Source organism: Streptomyces sp. NPDC014676 (genome assembly GCF_043084105.1).
GTDB lineage: Bacteria > Actinomycetota > Actinomycetes > Streptomycetales > Streptomycetaceae > Streptomyces.
The window spans coordinates 71,164-88,914 of record NZ_JBIBZI010000009.1 but is presented as its reverse complement, the minus strand read 5'-3'; the positions used below and the strand labels follow the sequence as shown (position 1 = coordinate 88,914).

18 protein-coding genes are annotated in these 17,751 nt (G+C 74.8%); 7 read left to right on the top strand and 11 right to left on the bottom strand.

Annotation, left to right across the window (positions count from 1 at the left end):
* Positions 1 to 7 precede the first annotated feature (7 nt).
* Positions 8 to 166 (bottom strand): hypothetical protein, encoded by a 159-nt coding sequence (locus ACF1DX_RS24875; protein ID WP_391793332.1) that lies wholly within the window; start codon positions 164 to 166, stop codon positions 8 to 10.
* A gap of 164 nt (positions 167 to 330) precedes the next feature.
* Here ACF1DX_RS24875 and ACF1DX_RS24870 point away from each other — a divergent pair, with 164 nt between their 5' ends.
* Positions 331 to 825, top strand: coding sequence for a hypothetical protein (locus tag ACF1DX_RS24870; protein WP_391793331.1), 495 nt, complete (start codon positions 331 to 333; stop codon positions 823 to 825).
* Between the two features lie 53 nt (positions 826 to 878).
* Here the strand turns inward: ACF1DX_RS24870 and pgm are convergent, their stop codons facing one another.
* The 7 genes from pgm to ACF1DX_RS24835 form a co-directional block, all read right to left on the bottom strand.
* A complete protein-coding gene (pgm, locus tag ACF1DX_RS24865; RefSeq protein ID WP_391793330.1) occupies positions 879 to 2,519 on the bottom strand; it encodes a phosphoglucomutase (alpha-D-glucose-1,6-bisphosphate-dependent) in 1,641 nt (546 codons plus the stop codon).
* Positions 2,520 to 2,634: 115 nt separating this feature from the next.
* A complete protein-coding gene (locus ACF1DX_RS24860; protein ID WP_391793329.1) occupies positions 2,635 to 3,063 on the bottom strand; it encodes a hypothetical protein in 429 nt (142 codons plus the stop codon).
* Positions 3,064 to 3,117: 54 nt separating this feature from the next.
* Entirely contained in the window at positions 3,118 to 3,966 is an 849-nt protein-coding gene (locus tag ACF1DX_RS24855; RefSeq protein WP_391793328.1) for an STM4011 family radical SAM protein, read from the bottom strand.
* 10 nt (positions 3,967 to 3,976) lie between these two features.
* Complete coding sequence (locus ACF1DX_RS24850) at positions 3,977 to 5,341, bottom strand: STM4012 family radical SAM protein (protein ID WP_391793327.1); 1,365 nt, start codon at positions 5,339 to 5,341, stop codon at positions 3,977 to 3,979.
* Positions 5,338 to 6,159: an STM4013/SEN3800 family hydrolase gene (locus tag ACF1DX_RS24845; RefSeq protein WP_391793523.1), complete on the bottom strand. Its 822-nt coding sequence runs from the start codon at positions 6,157 to 6,159 to the stop codon at positions 5,338 to 5,340. Before ACF1DX_RS24845 ends, ACF1DX_RS24850 begins: the two co-directional genes overlap by 4 nt.
* A 52-nt stretch (positions 6,160 to 6,211) precedes the next feature.
* Positions 6,212 to 7,387, bottom strand: coding sequence for an STM4014 family protein (locus tag ACF1DX_RS24840; RefSeq protein WP_391793326.1), 1,176 nt, complete (start codon positions 7,385 to 7,387; stop codon positions 6,212 to 6,214).
* On the bottom strand, positions 7,368 to 8,315 hold the full coding sequence (locus ACF1DX_RS24835; RefSeq protein ID WP_391793325.1) for an STM4015 family protein: 948 nt from the start codon (positions 8,313 to 8,315) through the stop codon (positions 7,368 to 7,370). The genes ACF1DX_RS24840 and ACF1DX_RS24835 overlap by 20 nt, the downstream gene beginning before the upstream one ends.
* Positions 8,316 to 8,536: 221 nt before the next feature.
* Here ACF1DX_RS24835 and ACF1DX_RS24830 point away from each other — a divergent pair, with 221 nt between their 5' ends.
* The 6 genes from ACF1DX_RS24830 to ACF1DX_RS24805 all read left to right on the top strand — a co-directional run bounded on the left by ACF1DX_RS24830 (position 8,537) and on the right by ACF1DX_RS24805 (position 13,683).
* Entirely contained in the window at positions 8,537 to 8,863 is a 327-nt protein-coding gene (locus tag ACF1DX_RS24830; protein ID WP_391793522.1) for a hypothetical protein, read from the top strand.
* A gap of 58 nt (positions 8,864 to 8,921) precedes the next feature.
* A complete protein-coding gene (locus ACF1DX_RS24825; protein ID WP_391793324.1) occupies positions 8,922 to 9,974 on the top strand; it encodes a DUF6745 domain-containing protein in 1,053 nt (350 codons plus the stop codon).
* 89 nt (positions 9,975 to 10,063) lie between these two features.
* Entirely contained in the window at positions 10,064 to 10,213 is a 150-nt protein-coding gene (locus ACF1DX_RS24820; RefSeq protein ID WP_179167355.1) for a hypothetical protein, read from the top strand.
* Positions 10,214 to 10,289: 76 nt separating this feature from the next.
* Positions 10,290 to 10,706 (top strand): ATP-binding protein, encoded by a 417-nt coding sequence (locus tag ACF1DX_RS24815; RefSeq protein WP_391793323.1) that lies wholly within the window; start codon positions 10,290 to 10,292, stop codon positions 10,704 to 10,706.
* Positions 10,707 to 11,032: 326 nt separating this feature from the next.
* A complete protein-coding gene (locus tag ACF1DX_RS24810; protein ID WP_391793322.1) occupies positions 11,033 to 12,604 on the top strand; it encodes a PP2C family protein-serine/threonine phosphatase in 1,572 nt (523 codons plus the stop codon).
* Positions 12,601 to 13,683 (top strand): B12-binding domain-containing protein, encoded by a 1,083-nt coding sequence (locus ACF1DX_RS24805; protein WP_391793321.1) that lies wholly within the window; start codon positions 12,601 to 12,603, stop codon positions 13,681 to 13,683. Before ACF1DX_RS24810 ends, ACF1DX_RS24805 begins: the two co-directional genes overlap by 4 nt.
* 314 nt (positions 13,684 to 13,997) lie before the next feature.
* On the opposite strand, the gene ACF1DX_RS24800 is transcribed toward ACF1DX_RS24805, so the two are convergent.
* From ACF1DX_RS24800 to ACF1DX_RS24790, 3 genes are read right to left on the bottom strand one after another with little or no spacing between them, the layout of a single operon-like run.
* Entirely contained in the window at positions 13,998 to 15,617 is a 1,620-nt protein-coding gene (locus ACF1DX_RS24800) for an FAD-dependent oxidoreductase (protein ID WP_391793320.1), read from the bottom strand.
* Positions 15,614 to 16,345, bottom strand: a complete 732-nt coding sequence (locus ACF1DX_RS24795; RefSeq protein ID WP_391793319.1) for a class I SAM-dependent methyltransferase — start codon at positions 16,343 to 16,345, stop codon at positions 15,614 to 15,616. The genes ACF1DX_RS24800 and ACF1DX_RS24795 overlap by 4 nt, the downstream gene beginning before the upstream one ends.
* 27 nt (positions 16,346 to 16,372) lie before the next feature.
* Positions 16,373 to 17,602 carry a lycopene cyclase family protein gene (locus ACF1DX_RS24790; protein ID WP_391793318.1) on the bottom strand — a complete coding sequence of 410 codons (1,230 nt, stop codon included), beginning with the start codon at positions 17,600 to 17,602 and terminating at the stop codon, positions 16,373 to 16,375.
* Positions 17,603 to 17,751 lie beyond the last annotated feature (149 nt).

The window sequence follows — 17,751 nt, the reverse complement described above, 5'->3', positions numbered from 1 at the left end:
CGGCCGTTCACCCGGTGGGCGCGGGCTCCTCGTCCTGGTGGCGGTGGTGGCGCAGGAGGAGCATCGCGGCGTCGCCTCCGGGTGGTCCTCCCGCGTGCCGGACCGGGTCCTCGCGCAGGGCCTCCAGGGCGTGGTGCGCGTCGGGTTCCTTCCACCTTCGGACCATGCGAAGGCCGGCCGCTCTATGCTTCTCCCGGACGGACCCTTGTCCGACCGAGTCCGCACCCGGCCGCACCGTCTCAGCCATATGTTCGGTTCTGCGGGCCGCTGTTCCTTCGTTTTTGCGCTGTGCAATGATCCTGGCGGGATCTCCGAAAGGAATGAACGGACGTGACCGCGCAGAGGCCGGACGACGGCGGGACGCCGGAGGAGCGGGACGGTACGCCGGCGCTGCCCGAGGACGTCTGGCAGCGGTTCCTCACCGACAACGAGCGCGCCATCCGGGCCACCGCCCCCAGGGAGCCCTCCGCGCTGCAGCGGACCCGGCCGCACACCGGCGGCGCACCGCGGGAGGACGCCGGCGTCGAGGCGGTCGGTGATCTGTGGCAGCAGGACGATCCGTGGGACGGACCGTCCTGGCGGGAGATGGACGGGCGCGCCAGGCTGCGCCGCGTCGGCCACGTGGTGGGCACCGCCGCCGCGATCGCCCTGGCGCTGGGCGCGTGGTCGCAGCTGTCCACCGGTGCGGGCACACCGGCCGAGGCACCCGGCGACACCGTTCTGCAGCAGTCGGAGGAACTGCCTCAGGAACTGCCCACGGCGACGTCCCGGTCGCCGGAACTCACCTCCCCGGCCCCGTCCGCCCCCGGCGTCCGGACCGGCTGACGCGCCCCGGCCACCGTGGCGGGTGACCGGGGCGTGCCCGTCCGGGGTGCGGCTCAGTCGCTCAGTGCCGCGAGGACCACGGCCTTGGCCTCCTCCTGCACCCGGCGGAGGTGCTCGGGACCCTGGAACGACTCGGCGTAGATCTTGTACACGTCCTCGGTGCCGGAGGGGCGGGCGGCGAACCAGGCGCTGTCCGTGGCCACCTTGATGCCCCCGATGGACGCGCCGTTGCCCGGCGCCTCGGTGAGCACCGCGGTGACCGCCTCCCCGGCCAGGGTGTCCGCGGTGACCTGGGCGGGAGACAGCTTCGCCAGGCGGGCCTTCTCCTCACGGGTCGCCGGGGCGTCGATCCGCTCGTAGGCGGGCTCGCCGAAGCGGGAGGTGAGCGCGGCGTAGTGCGCGGAGGGCGTCTTCCCGGTGACGGCCGTGATCTCGGACGCGAGCAGCGCCAGGATGATGCCGTCCTTGTCGGTGGTCCACACCGAGCCGTCCCGGCGCAGGAAGGAGGCCCCGGCCGACTCCTCACCGCCGAAGCCGAGGGTGCCGCCGGCCAGTCCGTCCACGAACCACTTGAAACCGACGGGCACCTCGACGAGTTCGCGCTTCAGGTCGGCGGCGACCCGGTCGATCATCGCGGAGGAGACCAGGGTCTTGCCGACGCCGGCGGCGGACGGCCACTGCTCGCGGTGCGCGTAGAGGTAGCCGATCGCCGTGGCGAGGTAGTGGTTGGGGTTCATCAGCCCGGCGTCCGGGGTGACGATGCCGTGCCGGTCGGCGTCCGCGTCGTTGCCGGTGGCGATGTCGAAGCGGTCGCGCTGCCGGATGAGGGAGGCCATCGCGTGCGGCGAGGAGCAGTCCATCCGGATCTTCCCGTCCCAGTCCAGCGTCATGAACCGCCAGGTCGGGTCGGTGAGCGGGTTGACCACGGTGAGGTCGAGCCGGTGCTGTTCGGCGATCCGGCCCCAGTACGCGACGGACGCCCCGCCCAGCGGGTCGGCGCCGATCCGTACGCCGGCCGCGCGGATCGCGTCCAGGTCCAGCACGTTGGGCAGGTCCGCGACATAGGTGCCGAGGAAGTCGTACCGCCCGGTGCCGGGGGCGGCGAGGGCACGGGCGTACGGGATGCGGCGGACGTCCTTGAGGCCGCCGCGGATGATGTCGTTGGCCCGGTCCTGGATCCAGCCGGTGGCGTCCGAGCCCGCGGGGCCGCCGCTGGGCGGGTTGTACTTGAACCCGCCGTCGGCGGGCGGGTTGTGGGACGGGGTGACCACGACGCCGTCCGCGAGGCCCGTGGCGCGGCCCCGGTTGTGGGTGAGGATCGCGTGCGAGACCGCCGGGGTCGGGGTGTGGCCGTCGGCGCTGTCGATGAGCACCGTGACCCCGTTGGCCGCGAACACCTCCAGGGCGGTGACCCGGGCGGGCTCGGACAGCGCGTGGGTGTCGGCGCCGAGGAAGAGCGGCCCGTCGGTGCCCTGGCCGGCGCGGTACTCGCAGATGGCCTGGCTGGTCGCGGCGATGTGGTCCTCGTTGAACGCGGCCGTCAGGGACGAGCCGCGGTGCCCCGACGTTCCGAAGGCGACGCGCTGCCCCGGATCGTCGGGGTCGGGGTGCAGTGCGTAGTACGCCGTGACCAGCCGAGCGACGTCGACGAGATCCTCGGGGCCGGCCGGGCCGCCGGCTCGCTCGTGCTGCATGTGCCCACTCCTCCGCATGGGTCGATTCCTCGCTTGCGGAGACATCTTTCCTCTTCGGGGCCGCACCGCGCGAGTGGGACCCGGCTCCGCGCCGTCCCGCCCCGCCGCCCCGGTGTCAGATCCGGCCGCCGGTCATCCGGGTGAGGGGGCCGTGGGTGTGGCGTTCGGCGCGCCGGCCCACCGCGTAGGAGGCGGCGGTCAGCGCGGTCAGGCCGGCCGCGGCACCGGCGGCGACGAGCCTGCGGTTGGCTATCACCGTCCAGGCGGTCTTGGCGCCGGCGGCGACCTGGCCCGAGGTGGCGACGACCGCGCGGCGGCCCGCCTCGACCCCCTTGGCCGCGGTCTGCGCGGCGCCGCTCGCCGCCCGGGCCGCGCGCTCGGCGCCCGACGCGGCCGCTGACGCCGCGTCACCGGCCTTGCCCGCGGCGGGGGCGGTCGCCTTGCCCGCGGTCTCCCGGGCCTTGTCCGCGGTCTCCCGGGTCTTGGTCGCGGCGGACCGGGCGGACGTGGTCTTCTGATGCGCGTTCTTGTTCTGTTCACTCATGGACACCGACTTGCCGCTGGCTCCCGCGGCAAACACGTTCCCGCGTACGGGCCGCTACCCGGCCGGGGCCGGTATCCGTTCCAGCACACCGCCCGCGAACACGTCGTACAGCGGCAGCGTTTCGAGGTGGACGTAACCGATGTGGCAGTCGCAGGTGGTGAGGGGGCAGGGGCGGGGGCGCAGCGCCTCGCGGTAGCTGCCGTCGTAGAGGTTGCCGAGTTCGGCGCGGACGAAGTGGCAGCGGCGGACCGTGCCCTCGCCGTCGACCGAGATCACCGACTCCCCCGTGCGGCAGGGCAGGCCCGCGCTGGCGTGGGGGCGGCGGCTGTAGGGGAAGAGGGGGTCCAGCGCGGTCCACACGCCGGCCTCGGTGTCGTCGTAGGTGTGTCCCTCGGCGGCGTTGACCCACAGGTACACCTTCTCGGGCAGCTCGGAGCGCAGCCGCCGGGCCGCGTCGAGGTGCTCGGGCAGTCCGACGACGCCGACGCTGAACCGGACGCCGAGCCGGTCCAGTTCGCGGCACTTGGCCAGGAAGCGGTCGTAGGGGGTCTGGTCCGGGTGGTACGTGCACCACAGGGCGAGGGTGTCCAGGTCTGCGCCGGCGAGCCAGTCGGTGCGGCAGCTGAGGTTGGTCTGGATGGCGACGCGGCGGATGTGGGGTCGGTGGGACAGCCGGGTCAGGGTGCTGCGGTACCAGGAGCGGACCAGGCCCTCGCCCCAGGGGGTGAAGAGCAGGGAGAGGCGGTCGGTGGTCTGCGCCTCGGCCCAGCCGGCGAATCTCTCCAAGCGGGCGCGGTCGGTACGGAGTTGCTCGCGGCTGTCGCGCCGCTTGGCGAACGGGCAGTAGGGGCAGTCGTAGTCGCAGGAGGCCAGCGGGCCCCGGTAGAGGAGGGTCAGGTCCATCGGGCGGGTCTCACTTCCGCTCGTAGGCGGCCATGGCGGCCCGTACGGCCGGGGAGAACAGCTCCGGGCCGATGGCGTCGGAGTGGGCCAGCCCCTCGGGGGTCAGGCGCAGCAGCGTGGTGTCCTGCGTCAGCCAGCCGCGGCCGGCGAAGCGGGCGAGTTCCTCCGGGAAGTCGTCCGCCGGGGTGCGGCCGTCGAACCGGGCACGGTAGTCGGCGAGGCCGAGGCCGTCCGCCTGGAGCAGGGACTGCAGCAGATGCCGGCGGCGCGCCTCGTCGGTGTCGATGCGGCGGCCGTACTCGGCGTGGGCGAAGTCGGCGGCCGGGCGGGAGACGTAGTCGTCGACGATGCCGCGGATCTCGTGCATGCCGACGGCGTAGTCGAAGGAGTAGTGCAGGCCCGCGGTGTAGGAGCGGGCGCCGCAGCCGAGGCCGATCATGCCGTCGGTCTGGCAGGCGTAGTCGTCCGCGCCCTGCGGCGGGGCGTCCGCGCGGCGGAACATGCGCATGGACCGCTGCTCGTAGCCGTGGGCGAGGAGGTGGTCGCGGCCCAGGCGGTACAGGCGCAGCCGTTGTTCGTCCCAGGCCGGGTCCGCCTCGCCGGCGCGGCGGCCGAGGCCGGTGAGGGGGCGTATGTAGAGGGGGTAGAGGTAGAGCTCCTCGGGGTGCCAGGCGAGAGCGGCGTCCAGGGAGCGCAGCCAGGTGTGCTCCGTCTGGCCGTCGATGCCGTAGATGAGGTCGATGTTGAGGACGGGGATCCGGGCGTCGCGGACGCGGCCGAGGGCGGCTTCGACGTCGGCGCGGCGCTGGGGGCGTACGGCGGCGCGGGCCTCGGTGTCGTCGAAGCTCTGCACGCCCAGGCTGAGGCGGGTGGTGCCGCGCGCGGCCAGTACCTCGAGCCGGCCGGCGGTGGCCGTGGCGGGCGAGGCCTCCACGGACAGCGGGACCGCGCGCAGGTCGGCGCCCATGCGATGCTCCGCGATGTCGCACAGCCGCTCGAGTTCGGCGGCGGTGAGGAAGGTGGGGGTGCCGCCGCCGAAGGCCGCGGTGGCGAACCGTACGGGTGCCCGCTCCCCCAGGGCCTCGCGCACCGCCGTCGCCTGTCGTTCCAGGGCGTCCAGGTAGGCGCCGGTCAGGCCGTCGGGGGCGCCGATGCGGGTGAACAGGTTGCAGAAGCCGCAGCGGATTTCGCAGAACGGGATGTGCAGGTAGAGGGAGAGGGCGTCCTTGGGTTCGCCGGCCCACAGGGTGTCGAGGCGGGGGCGGTCGGCGAGCCGCCGGTAGGCGGTCTTGTGCGGGTAGGCGTAGACGTAGCTCTGGTACGGGCTCGCGGGCGTGTCGGTGCCGGCCGTCCGGGCGGGCGTGGCGGTGGTCATCGGGCGGCCTCGGCGGGGGTGGGGTCCAGGAGGAAGTGGGCGTAGGGCACGGTCCACACGGACTCGTGGCCGATGCGGTGGCCGGTGTAGCCGTCGTCGCCGTAGGCGGTGCCGTGGTCGGAGCAGACGACGGCGAAGCAGCGGCGCCGGCTGCTCGCGGCGGCGAACAGCCGGCCGATGTGGCGGTCCACGTACTCCAGGGCGGCGGCGTGGGTGGCGCGGGTGTCACCGTCCTCGCGGGTCGCGCCCGGCCGGTGGAACCAGTTGGGCTGGTGCAGTGCCGCGACGTTGACGAAGAGGAACAGGCGCTGTTCGTGGGGCAGTTCGCGGACGACGTGTTCCACGCGGGTCACCTGGGCCTCGAACGACGTGGGCGAGGCGACGCCGAACTCCGGCTCCCAGTGGGACTCCTGGAACAGGCCGGGCAGCACCGAGCCCAATGGACCCTGCCGGTTGAAGAAGCCGACGCCGCCGACGCACACCGTGCGGTAGCCCTCCTTCGCGAGGCCGGACACCAGGTCCGGGGTGTCGTACACGAAGGTGCGCGCGGCCGTGGTCTCGCTGCCGGCGAACCGGGCCGCGAACAGGCGCGGGTGCGGGCCGGGTGCGGCGGGTGTCGGCAGGAATCCGGCGAAGATCGCCTGGTGGGAGGCGTAGGTGAAGCTGCCGGGGGCGTGCCGCCGCTCCCAGCGGCCGCCGGGCAGGTGGCGGGCCAGGTTCGGGATGCGTCCCCCGGCGGCGAGTTCGGCGGCGACGTCGTAGCGGAGGGTGTCGAGGGTGACGAGGAGGATGTCGTGGCTGCCGACGATCTCGTTCATGTCCGGGTGGTCCGGTACGGCGGCCCCGTGGGGGCCGGGCACGGGCGTCGGTTCAGGCGCTGACATGGGTGGTTCCCGTTCTGTACTGGTGGTGCGGGCGGGACGGGCCGGTGGTGCGGCGCAGGACCGCCGCGACCTGGGCCGCGTAGGTGTCGAGGCCCTCCGCCCCGCTGCCCGGCAGTCCGGTGAGCCGGGGCAGCAGGTCGCCGAAGGCGTTGACCTCGCCGACGGCGAACCGGCGCCAGCCGACGGCCGGGAGCAGGTCGACGCCGACGCACAGGGTGCGCGGGAAGCAGGCCGCCGCACGCTCGCACACGGCGAGGACGTCCGGCCACCGGCCACCGGCCGTCCCGACGGCGTCGCGCACCGCGTCGAGGTCGCCGCGGGTGCCGCCGAGATGGAGGTTGGTCAGGGGGGTGGTGCTGGTGCGCACGACGGCGTGGGTGGCGCGGCCGGCCACCACCACGACCCGCAGATCGGCGGCGCGACCCCGCCGGGAGGCCTTGGGCAGCCAGCGCTCCAGGTGGAGGCCGTCGGGGGCGAGGGCGTCCACGACGGCGGCGATGTCCTGCTCCCGTTCGTAGCGGCGCACCGTCAGGGAGTTGAACAGCCTGCCTCCCCCGGTGAGTTCGACGGAGGTGGTGGCCCTGACGCGTCCGCTGCCCGACGCCTCGACGGCGAGCACCCCGGAGGCCGAGGAGCCGTGCGCGAGTTTGACGAAGAGTCTCGGCATGCGGTGCTCGCGCATGACGGTGCGTACGTCGTCCCAGCCGGTCACCCGTACGGCGTCCGGGCCGGAGGTGGGTGACCCGGGCACGGGGACGTCCGCCGCGTCGAGGACGGCGTGGCAGCGCCGTTTGTCGAACAGGACGGCCAGTTCGTCCACGTCGTCGAGGCGGACCCCGCCCCGCAGTCCTCGGACGGCCCCGGTGAACCGCTCGTACCAGCGTGCCGAGCCCTCCACGCGGGTGGGGTCGTCGACTCCCCTCAGCAACCGGTCGACCTCGGGATCCTCACCGGGCGAGTCGAGCCGGACGGTCTCGTCGGCCGCGAAGTCGGCTCCGCCCTCGCGCAGGACCCGCTCCCAGGGCACGACCCGCGGTGCGGGCAGTCCGGCGGCGCGGGCGGCGTCGGTGAAGAGGGCCGTCCTGCGGTTCTCGGGGTTGCCCACGAGGGCGAGGCGCACGGGTGCGCCGGCCCGCCCCGGGTCACTCCCCGACCGCGACATACCGGTCCTCCGGGCGGTGGGCCCTGCGGCGGGCGGGGGTGAGGCCGAGGGCCGGGATGTGCGGCCCCAGTGCTTCGCGGACCCGGCGGGTCATCTCCTCGCTCATGAAGTGGTGCCCGAGGTCGAGCGCCCGCAGATGGGTCAGCGGCTGCCCCGAGAGCAGCGCGGCTCCCCCGTCGTCGCTGAGCGTGCCCATGCTCAGGTCGAGGGAGTCCAGACCCGCGACCACGGGCGCGGCGGCCACGGCGGCGGCGATCTCGTCCTGGATGTCGCTGTTGCGCAGGGCCAGGTGCCGCAGCCGGGGCAGCCGGGCGCCGGAGAGGATCGGCTCCAGGTCGGCGGCCTCGGTGTCGGCGCCGTACCAGGAGGTGCCGAGCCACAGGTCGAGGTGTTCCAGCGCGGGCAGTTCACTGGCCCCGGCACCGCGGACGACGTCCACCGGGAGACCGCCGCTCTCCACGACCAGTTTCCGCAGCTTGTCGTGGCGCAGGGCGGGGAACGCCAGGCCCTGGCCCCCGCGCACACCGAACTCCTCCAGGTCCGGGAAGGCCGCCGGCAGGGGTGTCACGTCGGTCTGGGTGATCCAGGAGATCTCGCACTCCTCGAAGTGCATGTCCCCGAGGAACAGCGCCCGCAGGCCGGGCAGCCGGTCACGCGCCGCCACCAGCGCCTCGACGATGCCGGCGGAACTCCTCTCGTACGCGTCCTCCCAGGCGCCGACGACCAGGGCGCGGACCCGGGTGGTGTCGACCGCGGAGCAAAAACGGGCGAAGGCCTCGGTCCACTGCTCCTCGGCGTCGTAGGTGTCGGCGGTGATCCGCCAGGCCACGGCCTCGGGTCCGGGCAGCTCACGCGGTGTCTCGCCGGGCCCGGGAAAGGTGAAGGCGGGAAGGCCGTACAGCTCCTCGAGGTGGCCACCGATGGTCATACGGACTGCTCCTGTCGTGCGACGCGGGAAGGAAGGCGGTGCGTGGGCGAGGCCGTCACGGGGCACGGGGTGCGGGCCCTCCGGCGGTGCGTGCAGCAGTTCTACCAACAGGGACTGACAGCGCCCGGCGGAGGGTCCGGTGACGGTCCGTTGTCAGTCCCGGCCCCTACTGTCCGCACATGGACTCCGGAGCAGGGCGCGCCGGAGTGGAGGGGAGAGTCATGTACCGGCAGGGAGACGTGCTGATCGTGCCCGTCGCGGAGGAGGCCGTGCCGTCCCACGTCCCGGACGCGCCCAAGGAACCGCGTGACGCCAGGGGCCGGCTGGTGCTGGCGCTGGGGGAGGTCACCGGACACGCGCACGCGGTGCTCGGGAAGGGCGAACTCGTCCGTGAGCCGGGCCCGTCCGGTCCGTTCCTGCTGCACCTGCCCGAGGGCGGCCGGGTCGTCCACGAGGAACACGCGGCGATGACCCTGCCGAAGGGCTGGTACCGGGTGATCCGGCAGCGGGAGTACGTCCCCGGCTCGGTGCGGCTGGTGGCGGACTGACGGACACCGGCGACCGTACGGAACACCACACCACAGCAGGGAACAGGGGACGTTGACGATGACGATCGCGCAGGAGAGCGGGACGGCGGCCGTAGCCGAGGACTTCGCGGAGGAAACGGCGCGCTGGCGCGCGTGGGCCGCGGCCACCGGGCCCGCCGACCGGGCGGCGGCGGAGGAGGGTGTCCGGCTGGCCTACCGCAGCGCCGGGCTGGCCGAGCCGGAGCGCGTGATCTGGGCCGGATCACCGCGCGAGGGCGTGACGCTGGTCCGGGAGGGGACGGACTTCGGGGCGAGCGTGCGCGAGGCGGTGCGCAATGAACCGTGGGCGGCCGAACGCGCCCGGCTGTACGAGGAGTCGGGCGCCGCGGACTGGTCCCGGCGCTGGTCCCGGACCGGCGGCGCCCTGTGGGACACCACGCAGGCGCTGGTCGACCGGATCCGCACCGGAGTGCTCGACGAGCTCGCCCCCGGGGACTCCGCCGCGCGCACGGGGATACGGCTGGTCCTGCTGGACGCGCTGCTCGGGCAGCACGACGCGCCGTGGCTGGCGGCCCTGCACACCGAGGGGTCCGCGCTCGCCGGGCCGGCGCTGGTGTGCCGCAGCGCCGGCTGGTGGTGGCCGTTCGAGAAGGTGGCGGTGGTGTGCGAGCGTCCCGTCGCGCTGCACCGGGACGAGGCCGGCCGGCTCGACCACGGCGACGGTCCCGCGCTGGAGTTCCCCGACGGGTTCGCCCTGTGCGCCTGGCGCGGCATGCCGGTGACGCGCGCCTTCCTGGAGGAGCTGCGCACGCTCACCCCGGAGCGGATCCGGCAGGAGGAGAACGCCGAGCTGCGGCGGGTGATGCTCGAGTACTACGGCTACGACCGTTATCTCGCCGACTCGGGGGCGCGGCCCCTGCACCGGGACGGCACGGGCACGCTCTGGCGCGTCGAACTGGACGGCGACGAGCCGGTGGTCATGGTCGAGGTCCTCAACTCCACTCCCGAGCCGGACGGCACCCACCGCACGTACTGGCTCCGTGTGCCGCCGACGACCCGGACGGCCCGGGAGGGGGTGGCGTGGACGTTCGGCCTCGGAGCCGAGGCGTACCAGCCGCTGGAGGAGACGTGAGCCCGTCCGGCCGCCCGAGGGCTGACTCCGCCCGCAGGGGGTAGGCGGAGAACAGCAAGGACGAACCGGACCCGCGGAAGGGAGCACCCATGCCGAGCATGGTGGAGCGCATCAAACAGTTCGCCAGGAGCCCTCAGGGTCGGCGCACGGCCGAGCAGGTGCGGCGGGCGGCGGCCGACCCCCGGCGCCGGGCCCAGGCACAGCGTCTGCTGGGCCGGCTCCGCGGCGGCCACCGCTGAGCCGTTCCTCTTTCCGCTTCCGCGCGGTCCGGCACGTCCCCGTCCGGGCCGCGCGGCGACGATCTGGAAGGATCTCATGGACGAGTCGTCGGTCCGGACGGTGGGCTGGGCGCGCTCACTGCCGATGGACCACGAGGTGAAGGCGGCCCGCGAGTGGGCACGCGAGCACCTCGTCGCGCTGGGCTGGGACACGACCGCCCCCGAGACGGCGGACGACGTGCTGCTGACCGTTTCGGAACTGGTCACCAACGCGCACGTCCACGCCCGCAGCAGCGCGCAGCTGGTCATGTCGTGGGACGGCCGTTGTCTGCACATCTCGGTGCACGACAGGTCCGCGGCCCTGCCGACGCCCCGCGGACCGAGCGCCGAACGTGTCGGCGGACGCGGCATGCTGCTGGTCGACGCCCTGGCCGACACCTGGGAGGCCCGCCCCTGCCCCCACGGCAAGACCGTCACGGCCTGCTTCCGGCTGCCGGAGGGCACGGGGCACTGACCCGCCCCGTGCGCGGCGGGCGGCAGGCCCCGGGACCGGCCGGTCCGCCCGGAAGCGTGCCGGGAACCGGGGCGGGTCAAGAGCAGCGGTGGGAGGCCCGCCTCGGGGTACGCGGCCGCCCGGCGGGCACATCGTCACCCGGTCGGGTTGATTTCGGGGATACGGATGGGAGACCGTGGCAACGAATCCGGTTTCCCGGCAGAGAGGTGGTGGGGTGCGCACGACGCGTGCCTGCGCTTGTGATTCCTTCCCCCGGTTCACCCGCCCGCCCGCGTGACACGGACGTCCGTACCGGTCCGACGTGGAAGGACGCTCCCCACCCGGTCGTGGTCCTCGACGCGAAGGGCACGGTCGTGGACCTGAACCCGCCCGCCCGGCTGGTACTGACGGACCACCACGACGGAGACGGTCCACGGGACGTGGTGCCGTCCTGGCTGGCGGACGCGCACCGCCGTCTCGCCGACGAAGCGGACATCGCACCGGCGGCCCCGCCTGCCACCGGGGAGATCGGCGACCGGTTCTTCGAGGCGCGTCCCGGCCCGCTCGCGGACGGGGACGTCGTGTGGTGGCTGGTGGACCGCACCGGCCACCGCCGCGCGGAGGCGTCCCTGCGCAGCGCCCGGGAGCAGGCGGAGATCCGCGCCATGGTCGCCGGCACCCTGCTGGCGTCGTTGAACGTGCCGCGCTGCGCGGAGGTCGCGGCGCGACTGGCGGCCGAGCACCTCGCCGACGCCGCGCTGATCGTCCTGCCGCCCGTCGGCCGCCGCCACAGCGTCACCCACGCCCTGCGCGGCGGGCCCGCACAGCACGCTCCGCGCCAGTTCGACGCCCGTGACGTCCCGGGCCTGGACGAGGCCCTCCAGGGTTTCCCGCCGGTGCCCGCGCGCTGGATCGACCCCGGCGCCCTCCCCGAGTGGGTCGTCCCGGAGGGCTTCGGCGGGCCCGTCGGTTCCGTCATCGTCACGCCGCTTCCCGGGCACGGGGTGTCCGCCGGCGCGCTGGTCCTGCTCCGCGTCGGCACGGAGCGGGCCTTCACTCCGGACGAGGAGGCGTTCGCCCGGCTCTTCGCCGCACGCGCGGGCACCGCGCTGTCGGCCGCGCGCCTGTACAGCGAGCAGAGCTCGATCACCACCACGCTCATGCGGGAACTGCTGCCGCCGGTCCTGGAGAACCTGCACGGGGTGGACTACGCGGGGCGCTACCGCGCCGCCAGCGACCACGAACGGATCGGCGGTGACTTCTACGACGTCCACCCCGGGGCGGACGCCTCGCAGGAGACGTTCGTCGTGCTGGGCGACGTGGCCGGCAAGGGACTGGACGCGGCGGTCCTGACCGGGAAGATCCGCAACACGCTGCACGCGCTGCTGCCCCTGGCCTCCGACCACCAGCAGGTCCTCACCCTGCTCAACGGGGCCCTGCTCACCTCGCACCACACCCGCTTCGCCACCATGGCGCTGGCCTCCGTCGGACGCGAGGGCCGCCGGGTGCGTCTGAGGCTGACCAGCGCCGGGCACATGCCCCCGCTCATCGTCCGCGCCGACGGCCGGGTCGAGGAGGCGGCCACCCACGGCACCCTCGTCGGCGCGCTCCCCTCCGTCACGGTGCGGACGGCCGAGGAGGTGCTCGCGCCCGGGGAGACGTGCCTGCTCTACACCGACGGCATCACCGAGGCCCGCGGCGGACCGCTGGGGGACGAACTGTTCGGGGAACGCCGTCTGCGGCAGGCGCTGGTGGAATGCGCCGGCCTGCCGGGGGAAGCGGTCGTGGAGCGGGTGCAGATGCTGGCCGCCCAGTGGCTGGGCGGCGGCGGCCACGACGACATGGCCCTCCTCGCCATCAGCGCACCCCGCACGGCGCCGCCCACGGGCGTCGGCGAATCCCCGGGGAGGGACACGTGAGCACGAACCGCCCGTCGACCGCCGTCCTGCGCGACGCACTCTGGCGGGCGGTGCTCGAGGGCACCGAGTACGACGCCGTCGACGTGGTGCGCGCCGGGCTCGACGCGGGGTGGGAGGAGGAGACCCTGCTGCTCGACGTCGTCGCGGCGGTGCAGGAGAGGATCGGTGCCGAATGGGCCGCCGACCGCATCACCGTCGCCCAGGAGCACGCCGCCACGGCCGTCAACGAGCGCGTGATCGCCGCCCTCGTCCACCGTCCGGCGGCGGGCAGGCCCGTCCCCCCGCACCGCGGGCGGGTGACGGTCACCTGCGTCGACGGCGAGTGGCACGCCTTCCCGGCCCGGCTCGTCGCCGAGGTCCTGCGGCTGCGGGGCTGGCAGGTGGACTACCTGGGCGCCCAGACGCCCACGCCCCACCTCGTCGCCCACCAGCACCACACCGGCTCCGACGCCGTCCTGCTCTCCGGGTCGATCCCCACCCACCTGCCGGCCGCGCACGCGGCCATCACCGCCTGCCAGGCCGTCGGAGTGCCCGTGCTCGCCGGGGGCAGGGCCTTCGGCGAGGACGGCCGGTTCGCCCGGGCCCTGGGCGCCGACGGGTGGGCCCCGGACGCCCCCGGCGCGGCCGCCGCGCTGGAGGCCGGTCTGCCGCGCCCCACGGCGGTCCGGCAGGCGGTCGACGACCTGCCGCACCTGGCGGACCAGGAGTACACGATGGTGGTCCGGTCCCGCGGCCGGCTGGTCAAACAGGTGCTGACGGACCTGGAGAGCCGGTTCCCGGCCATGCGCGGGTACGACGACGCGGGGCGGGAGCGGACCGCGGAGGACCTGGTCCACATCCTCGACTTCCTGGCCACCGCCCTGTACATGGACGACGCGGGGGTGTTCACCGAATTCCTGGGGTGGACCTCCGAGGTGCTCGCGGCACGGAATGTTCCGGTGCACTCCCTGATCACCGGGCTGGACATCCTCGCGGAGCAGTTGCACGACTTCCCCCGCGGCCTGCGCATCGTCCGCGAGGGCGCGGCCGGTCTCCGCGACCGGTCCGCCGGGCCGGTGGTCCGCGGCACCCCCGTATGAGCGCGTCGCACCCCACCGGTGTCCCCCCCCCGGCGGACCCGCGGACCGCGACGCCGACCGTGCGCGTCGGGGCGAACTCGACGACGCCTGCGGTGCGGAGCCGACCGCCGTCGTGGTGGCGCACCTGACCGGGCCGGCCCCGCCGCGTGCCGTGCGGCTGGACTTCCGCGACCTGACGGGCATCGACCGGCCGGGCCCGGCCGCGCTGCTCATGGTCCGCCGGCACAGCAGTGCCGCCCGCGCCGTCCTGCACCTGGACAACCGGTCTCCCTTCCCGGAACGCCTGCCGCGGCAGACCGACGTCCTCGGACACCTCACCGCGGCGGGGACGGGAGCCGAGCGGTCCGGGCCCGGCCGCCGGTCCCCCGTCGGTCCGCGGGCCGCCGGCCCAGTGCGGCCAGGGACCGCAGCAGGGCGCCGCGTCCCCGGTCGGGCACCGTCCACAGGGTCTGTCCGCGTACCCCCCAGCGTTCCAGCAGGGCGTTGGCGGCGAGGAACCCGGTCGTCGCCGCGCGTTCCATCAGCGCGACGGGCAGGCCGGTGCGGACCAGGTCGCCGGCCATCGTCACGCCGGGCTCCGGGGTGCGTACCGTCGGCCGGCCGGTGTGGCCGTCCACGGGGAACAGGGGGCAGTCGGCCCGCCACTCGTGCCGGGCGTCGACGACCGTGGCCGCCCGGGTCTCCGGGTAGACGCGGTGCAGTTGTGCGATCAGCCGCTTCCGCTCGACGTCCCGGGACGCGTCCGGGTCCAGGGCGTACGCGTGGAGTTCGACCACGGAGCCCCCGGTGCGGGAGGCCCAGCGGGCCGCTTCGTCCTCGTAGCGGTCCAGCACGCTGATGTTGTCGAGGCCGGCGTATCCGCTCGTGCCCAGGAACGCGGGCCGGTCGGGTGCGACGGGCCGGTCCAGCCACAGCCGGCTGACCAGGAACGGCGGGGCGGTGCGCAGGCGGGCGATCCGTTCCCGCCACGGGCCGTCGCCCAGCCGGCCGGAGCGGGCGACCAGGGTGCGCAGCCCCGCGGCGTCGAGGGCGAGGACGACGGTGTCGTGACGGCTCTCCTCCCCGGTGGTGGCGACCTCGTAGCCGCCGTCGCCGGTGGGGGCGATGTGCTCGACGGCCGTGGCGGTGCGGATCCGGGCGCCGTGCCGGCGCAGGTAGCCGGCCAGGGGGTCCCACAGGGCGGCGGGGAAGGGCCCGTCGGGCACGTCGAACAGCAGCCCTTCGGCGGAGCCGAGGAAGTAGATGTGGAACATCAGGACCATCTCGGCGGCCGACAACTGCCGGGGGTCGGCGAAGAAGCTGCGGGAGAACACCTCGAAGGCCAGGTGGCGGGCGCTGTGCGGGAAGCGCACGGCGTCGAGGAAGTCGTGGGCGCTGACGCCGTCCAGGCGTTCGTACACCTCGGGCACGCGCACGTCGAGCAGGTCGAGGGCCGCGAGCGGTCTCATGCGGCGCAGGTCGCGTGCGCGGAAGGACGGGCTGAGGGCGACGAAGCCGAGCGCGCTCCACGGAGGGGTGCGCGGGACGTGGCGGAAGCCGTCCCGCAGTCCGTCGGCGTGCCGCAGCGGGTAGTCCGGCAGGCCGGTGAGCCGTTCCAGGCCGGGGTCGGTACGGCGCAGCAGGCCGCGCAGGTTGTAGTACTGGCGGAAGAAGGCGTGGAAGCCCCGGCTCATGGTCGCCGGGGTGCCGTCCGCCAGCCGGGTGGGCCAGCCGCCGACCCGTCCGCCCAGGAAGGGTTCGCGTTCGTAGAGCGTCACGGCCACGCCGCGCTCGGCCAGCGCGGTCGCCGCGGCCAGGCCGGCGATGCCGCCGCCGACGACGGCGGTCGTCGGGCGGGCGCCCTCGATCCGGCGTGTACCGGGCGGGGGCGTGAGCACCCGGGCGCGGCGGTCCCGGCCGTGCCGGGTGGCGTCCGGGCGGCGGGAGGGGGTCATCCCTCGGCCTCGCTCTCCGTGCGGGGCCGTCGGCCGACGAAGGTGTGGGTGATGCCCGTCTGCCATCCCGGCAGGGGCAGGGCGCGCACCGCTTCGAAGCCGGCCGCGCGCAGCCGGCCGGCGAAACGGCCGGCGGTGTCGAACTCCACGACGCTGCGCCGCAGGTGGCGGTAGAGCCCGGCGTCCCCGAGCACGCCGGCCGCCGGCTGGACGATGCCGCGGCACACCAGGTTCCAGACCACGCGGTCCGCGCGGCGTCCGCCGAGCGTGTACTCGTGCACGCCCAGTCTCCCCCCGGGGGCCAGCAGATCGCGCACGGTGGCGAGCACGGCGTCGGGATCGGAGACGTTGCGGAAGAGGTAGGCCGCGAACACCGCGTCGAACGGCCCTTTCACCCCGGCCTCCGCCAGCCCTTCCGCCGGTGCCCGGACGAAGCTCACCCCGTCCGGCCAGTTCTTGGCGGCGGCCCGTTCGAGCATGCCGGCGGAGGCGTCCACGCCGGTGATCCGCGCGCCCGGCAGCACGGTGGCGAGTGCGGCGGTCGACGCGCCGGTGCCGCAGCCGAGGTCCAGGACGCGCAGTCCCTCGCCCCGCCGCGGCAGTCCCAGCCGGCGTGCCGAGCGGCGGAGGTGGGCGTGGTAGCCGGGGTTGGCGGCCACCAGGGTGTCGTAGCCGCGGGCGGCGTGGTCGAACGCGGCGGCGAGCTTCTCGTCGCGCAGCAGGGTCATGCGGTCTCCTGGTGCAGAGGGGCCGGGTCAGGGGCCGTCGAAGGGGCGGCGGGGCAGGGCGGGCAGTTCCAGCGCCGAGCGGAGCATGGGGCCGATGGGGGCGCGCAGGCCGACGGCGAGGTCCTCGTGGAGCCGGGTGCGGCCGTCCAGGAAGCGCAGCAGGCGCCGCATGGGCACCCGGGTGAAGAGCCGGGAGAACAGCGCGGGCCCGTCGGCCCGGCCGCTGTCCAGGGCGCGCAGCAGGACGGCGTCCATGGCCCGGGAGCGGGCCGAATGGGCGGGGGGCGGCACGGGAACACGGCCCTGGCGGAGGGCGGCGGCGACCGCCCTGGTCTGCCGTTGGATCCCGGCGAAGGTGTAGCCGGTCGAGGGACGGGTGGCGCCGCCCGCGGCACCGATGCGGAAGACGGAGGCACCGACCCGGCGGGGGATCGGGGCGTCGGTCATCGGGATGACGCCCGTCTCGGTGGACAGGATCCGCAGTTCCCCCAGCCGGAGCACGTCCTCGGTGTACCGCCGTACCGCCGACTCGTAGCCGTCGGCGGTGAGGGGGCGCCGGGAGAACTCGGTGTACTCCACCAGCGCCTCGCGGGGGCCGACGGGCAGGACGTAGCCGAAGGACAGCCCGTCGGCCGGCTGGGGGGTGCGGAAGTCCATCAGGTCGGCGGTCCGGGGGTCGAAGACCGGGCGGGCGGTGCGGACGTACCAGCCGTGGAAGTGCTGCAGCAGGGTGGTGCGGGCGGCCGGCAGGCTGCCCGGGGGGCGTGAGTCGAACACCCAGCGGACCCGCAGAGTGCGGGCGCCGGTGTCCCGCAGCCGGACCAGGGCTCCCCCGGGCACGTCCTCCACGGTCTCGACGGTCGCCTCCAGCCGGCGGACGGCCGGGCTGCCGGCCAGGTCGTGACCGACCAGGTGCTCGAAGTCGTCGGACCGGATCATCTTGTAGCGCAGCGGCGCGATGTCCCCCTCGGCCGCCCGGCCGGAAGGGGGACGCACCCGCAGGTGCCGCCAGGTCGCCGTGACGGCAGCGTCGAAACGGCCCGCGCCCGCTTCCCAGAAGCACCAGGTGCGGCGCGGGGGACGCAGCGGGCCGGGCGGGGCGTCCACCAGGACGACCGACGGTGCGCGGGTCCCCGGCACGGTCCGTGACAGGCGGTGGGCCAGGGACAGTCCGGCGGCTCCCGCCCCGACGATCGCCACGTCGGCGTCCAGCACGACGGCACGCTCCTCCCGCTCCTCGGCACACGTGTCCAGCATTCCTGCCTGTGTGCCCGATCGGATGCGGGTCACTCGAAGGTGTGAGGAACCGCTTCCGGTGAGACAGGGCGCGCAGGGGGAAGGCATGCGGCGGTGGTTAGCCGGACCGTTCCCTCCGTACCGCGTCCGCACGCGGTGCGCGGGCGGAA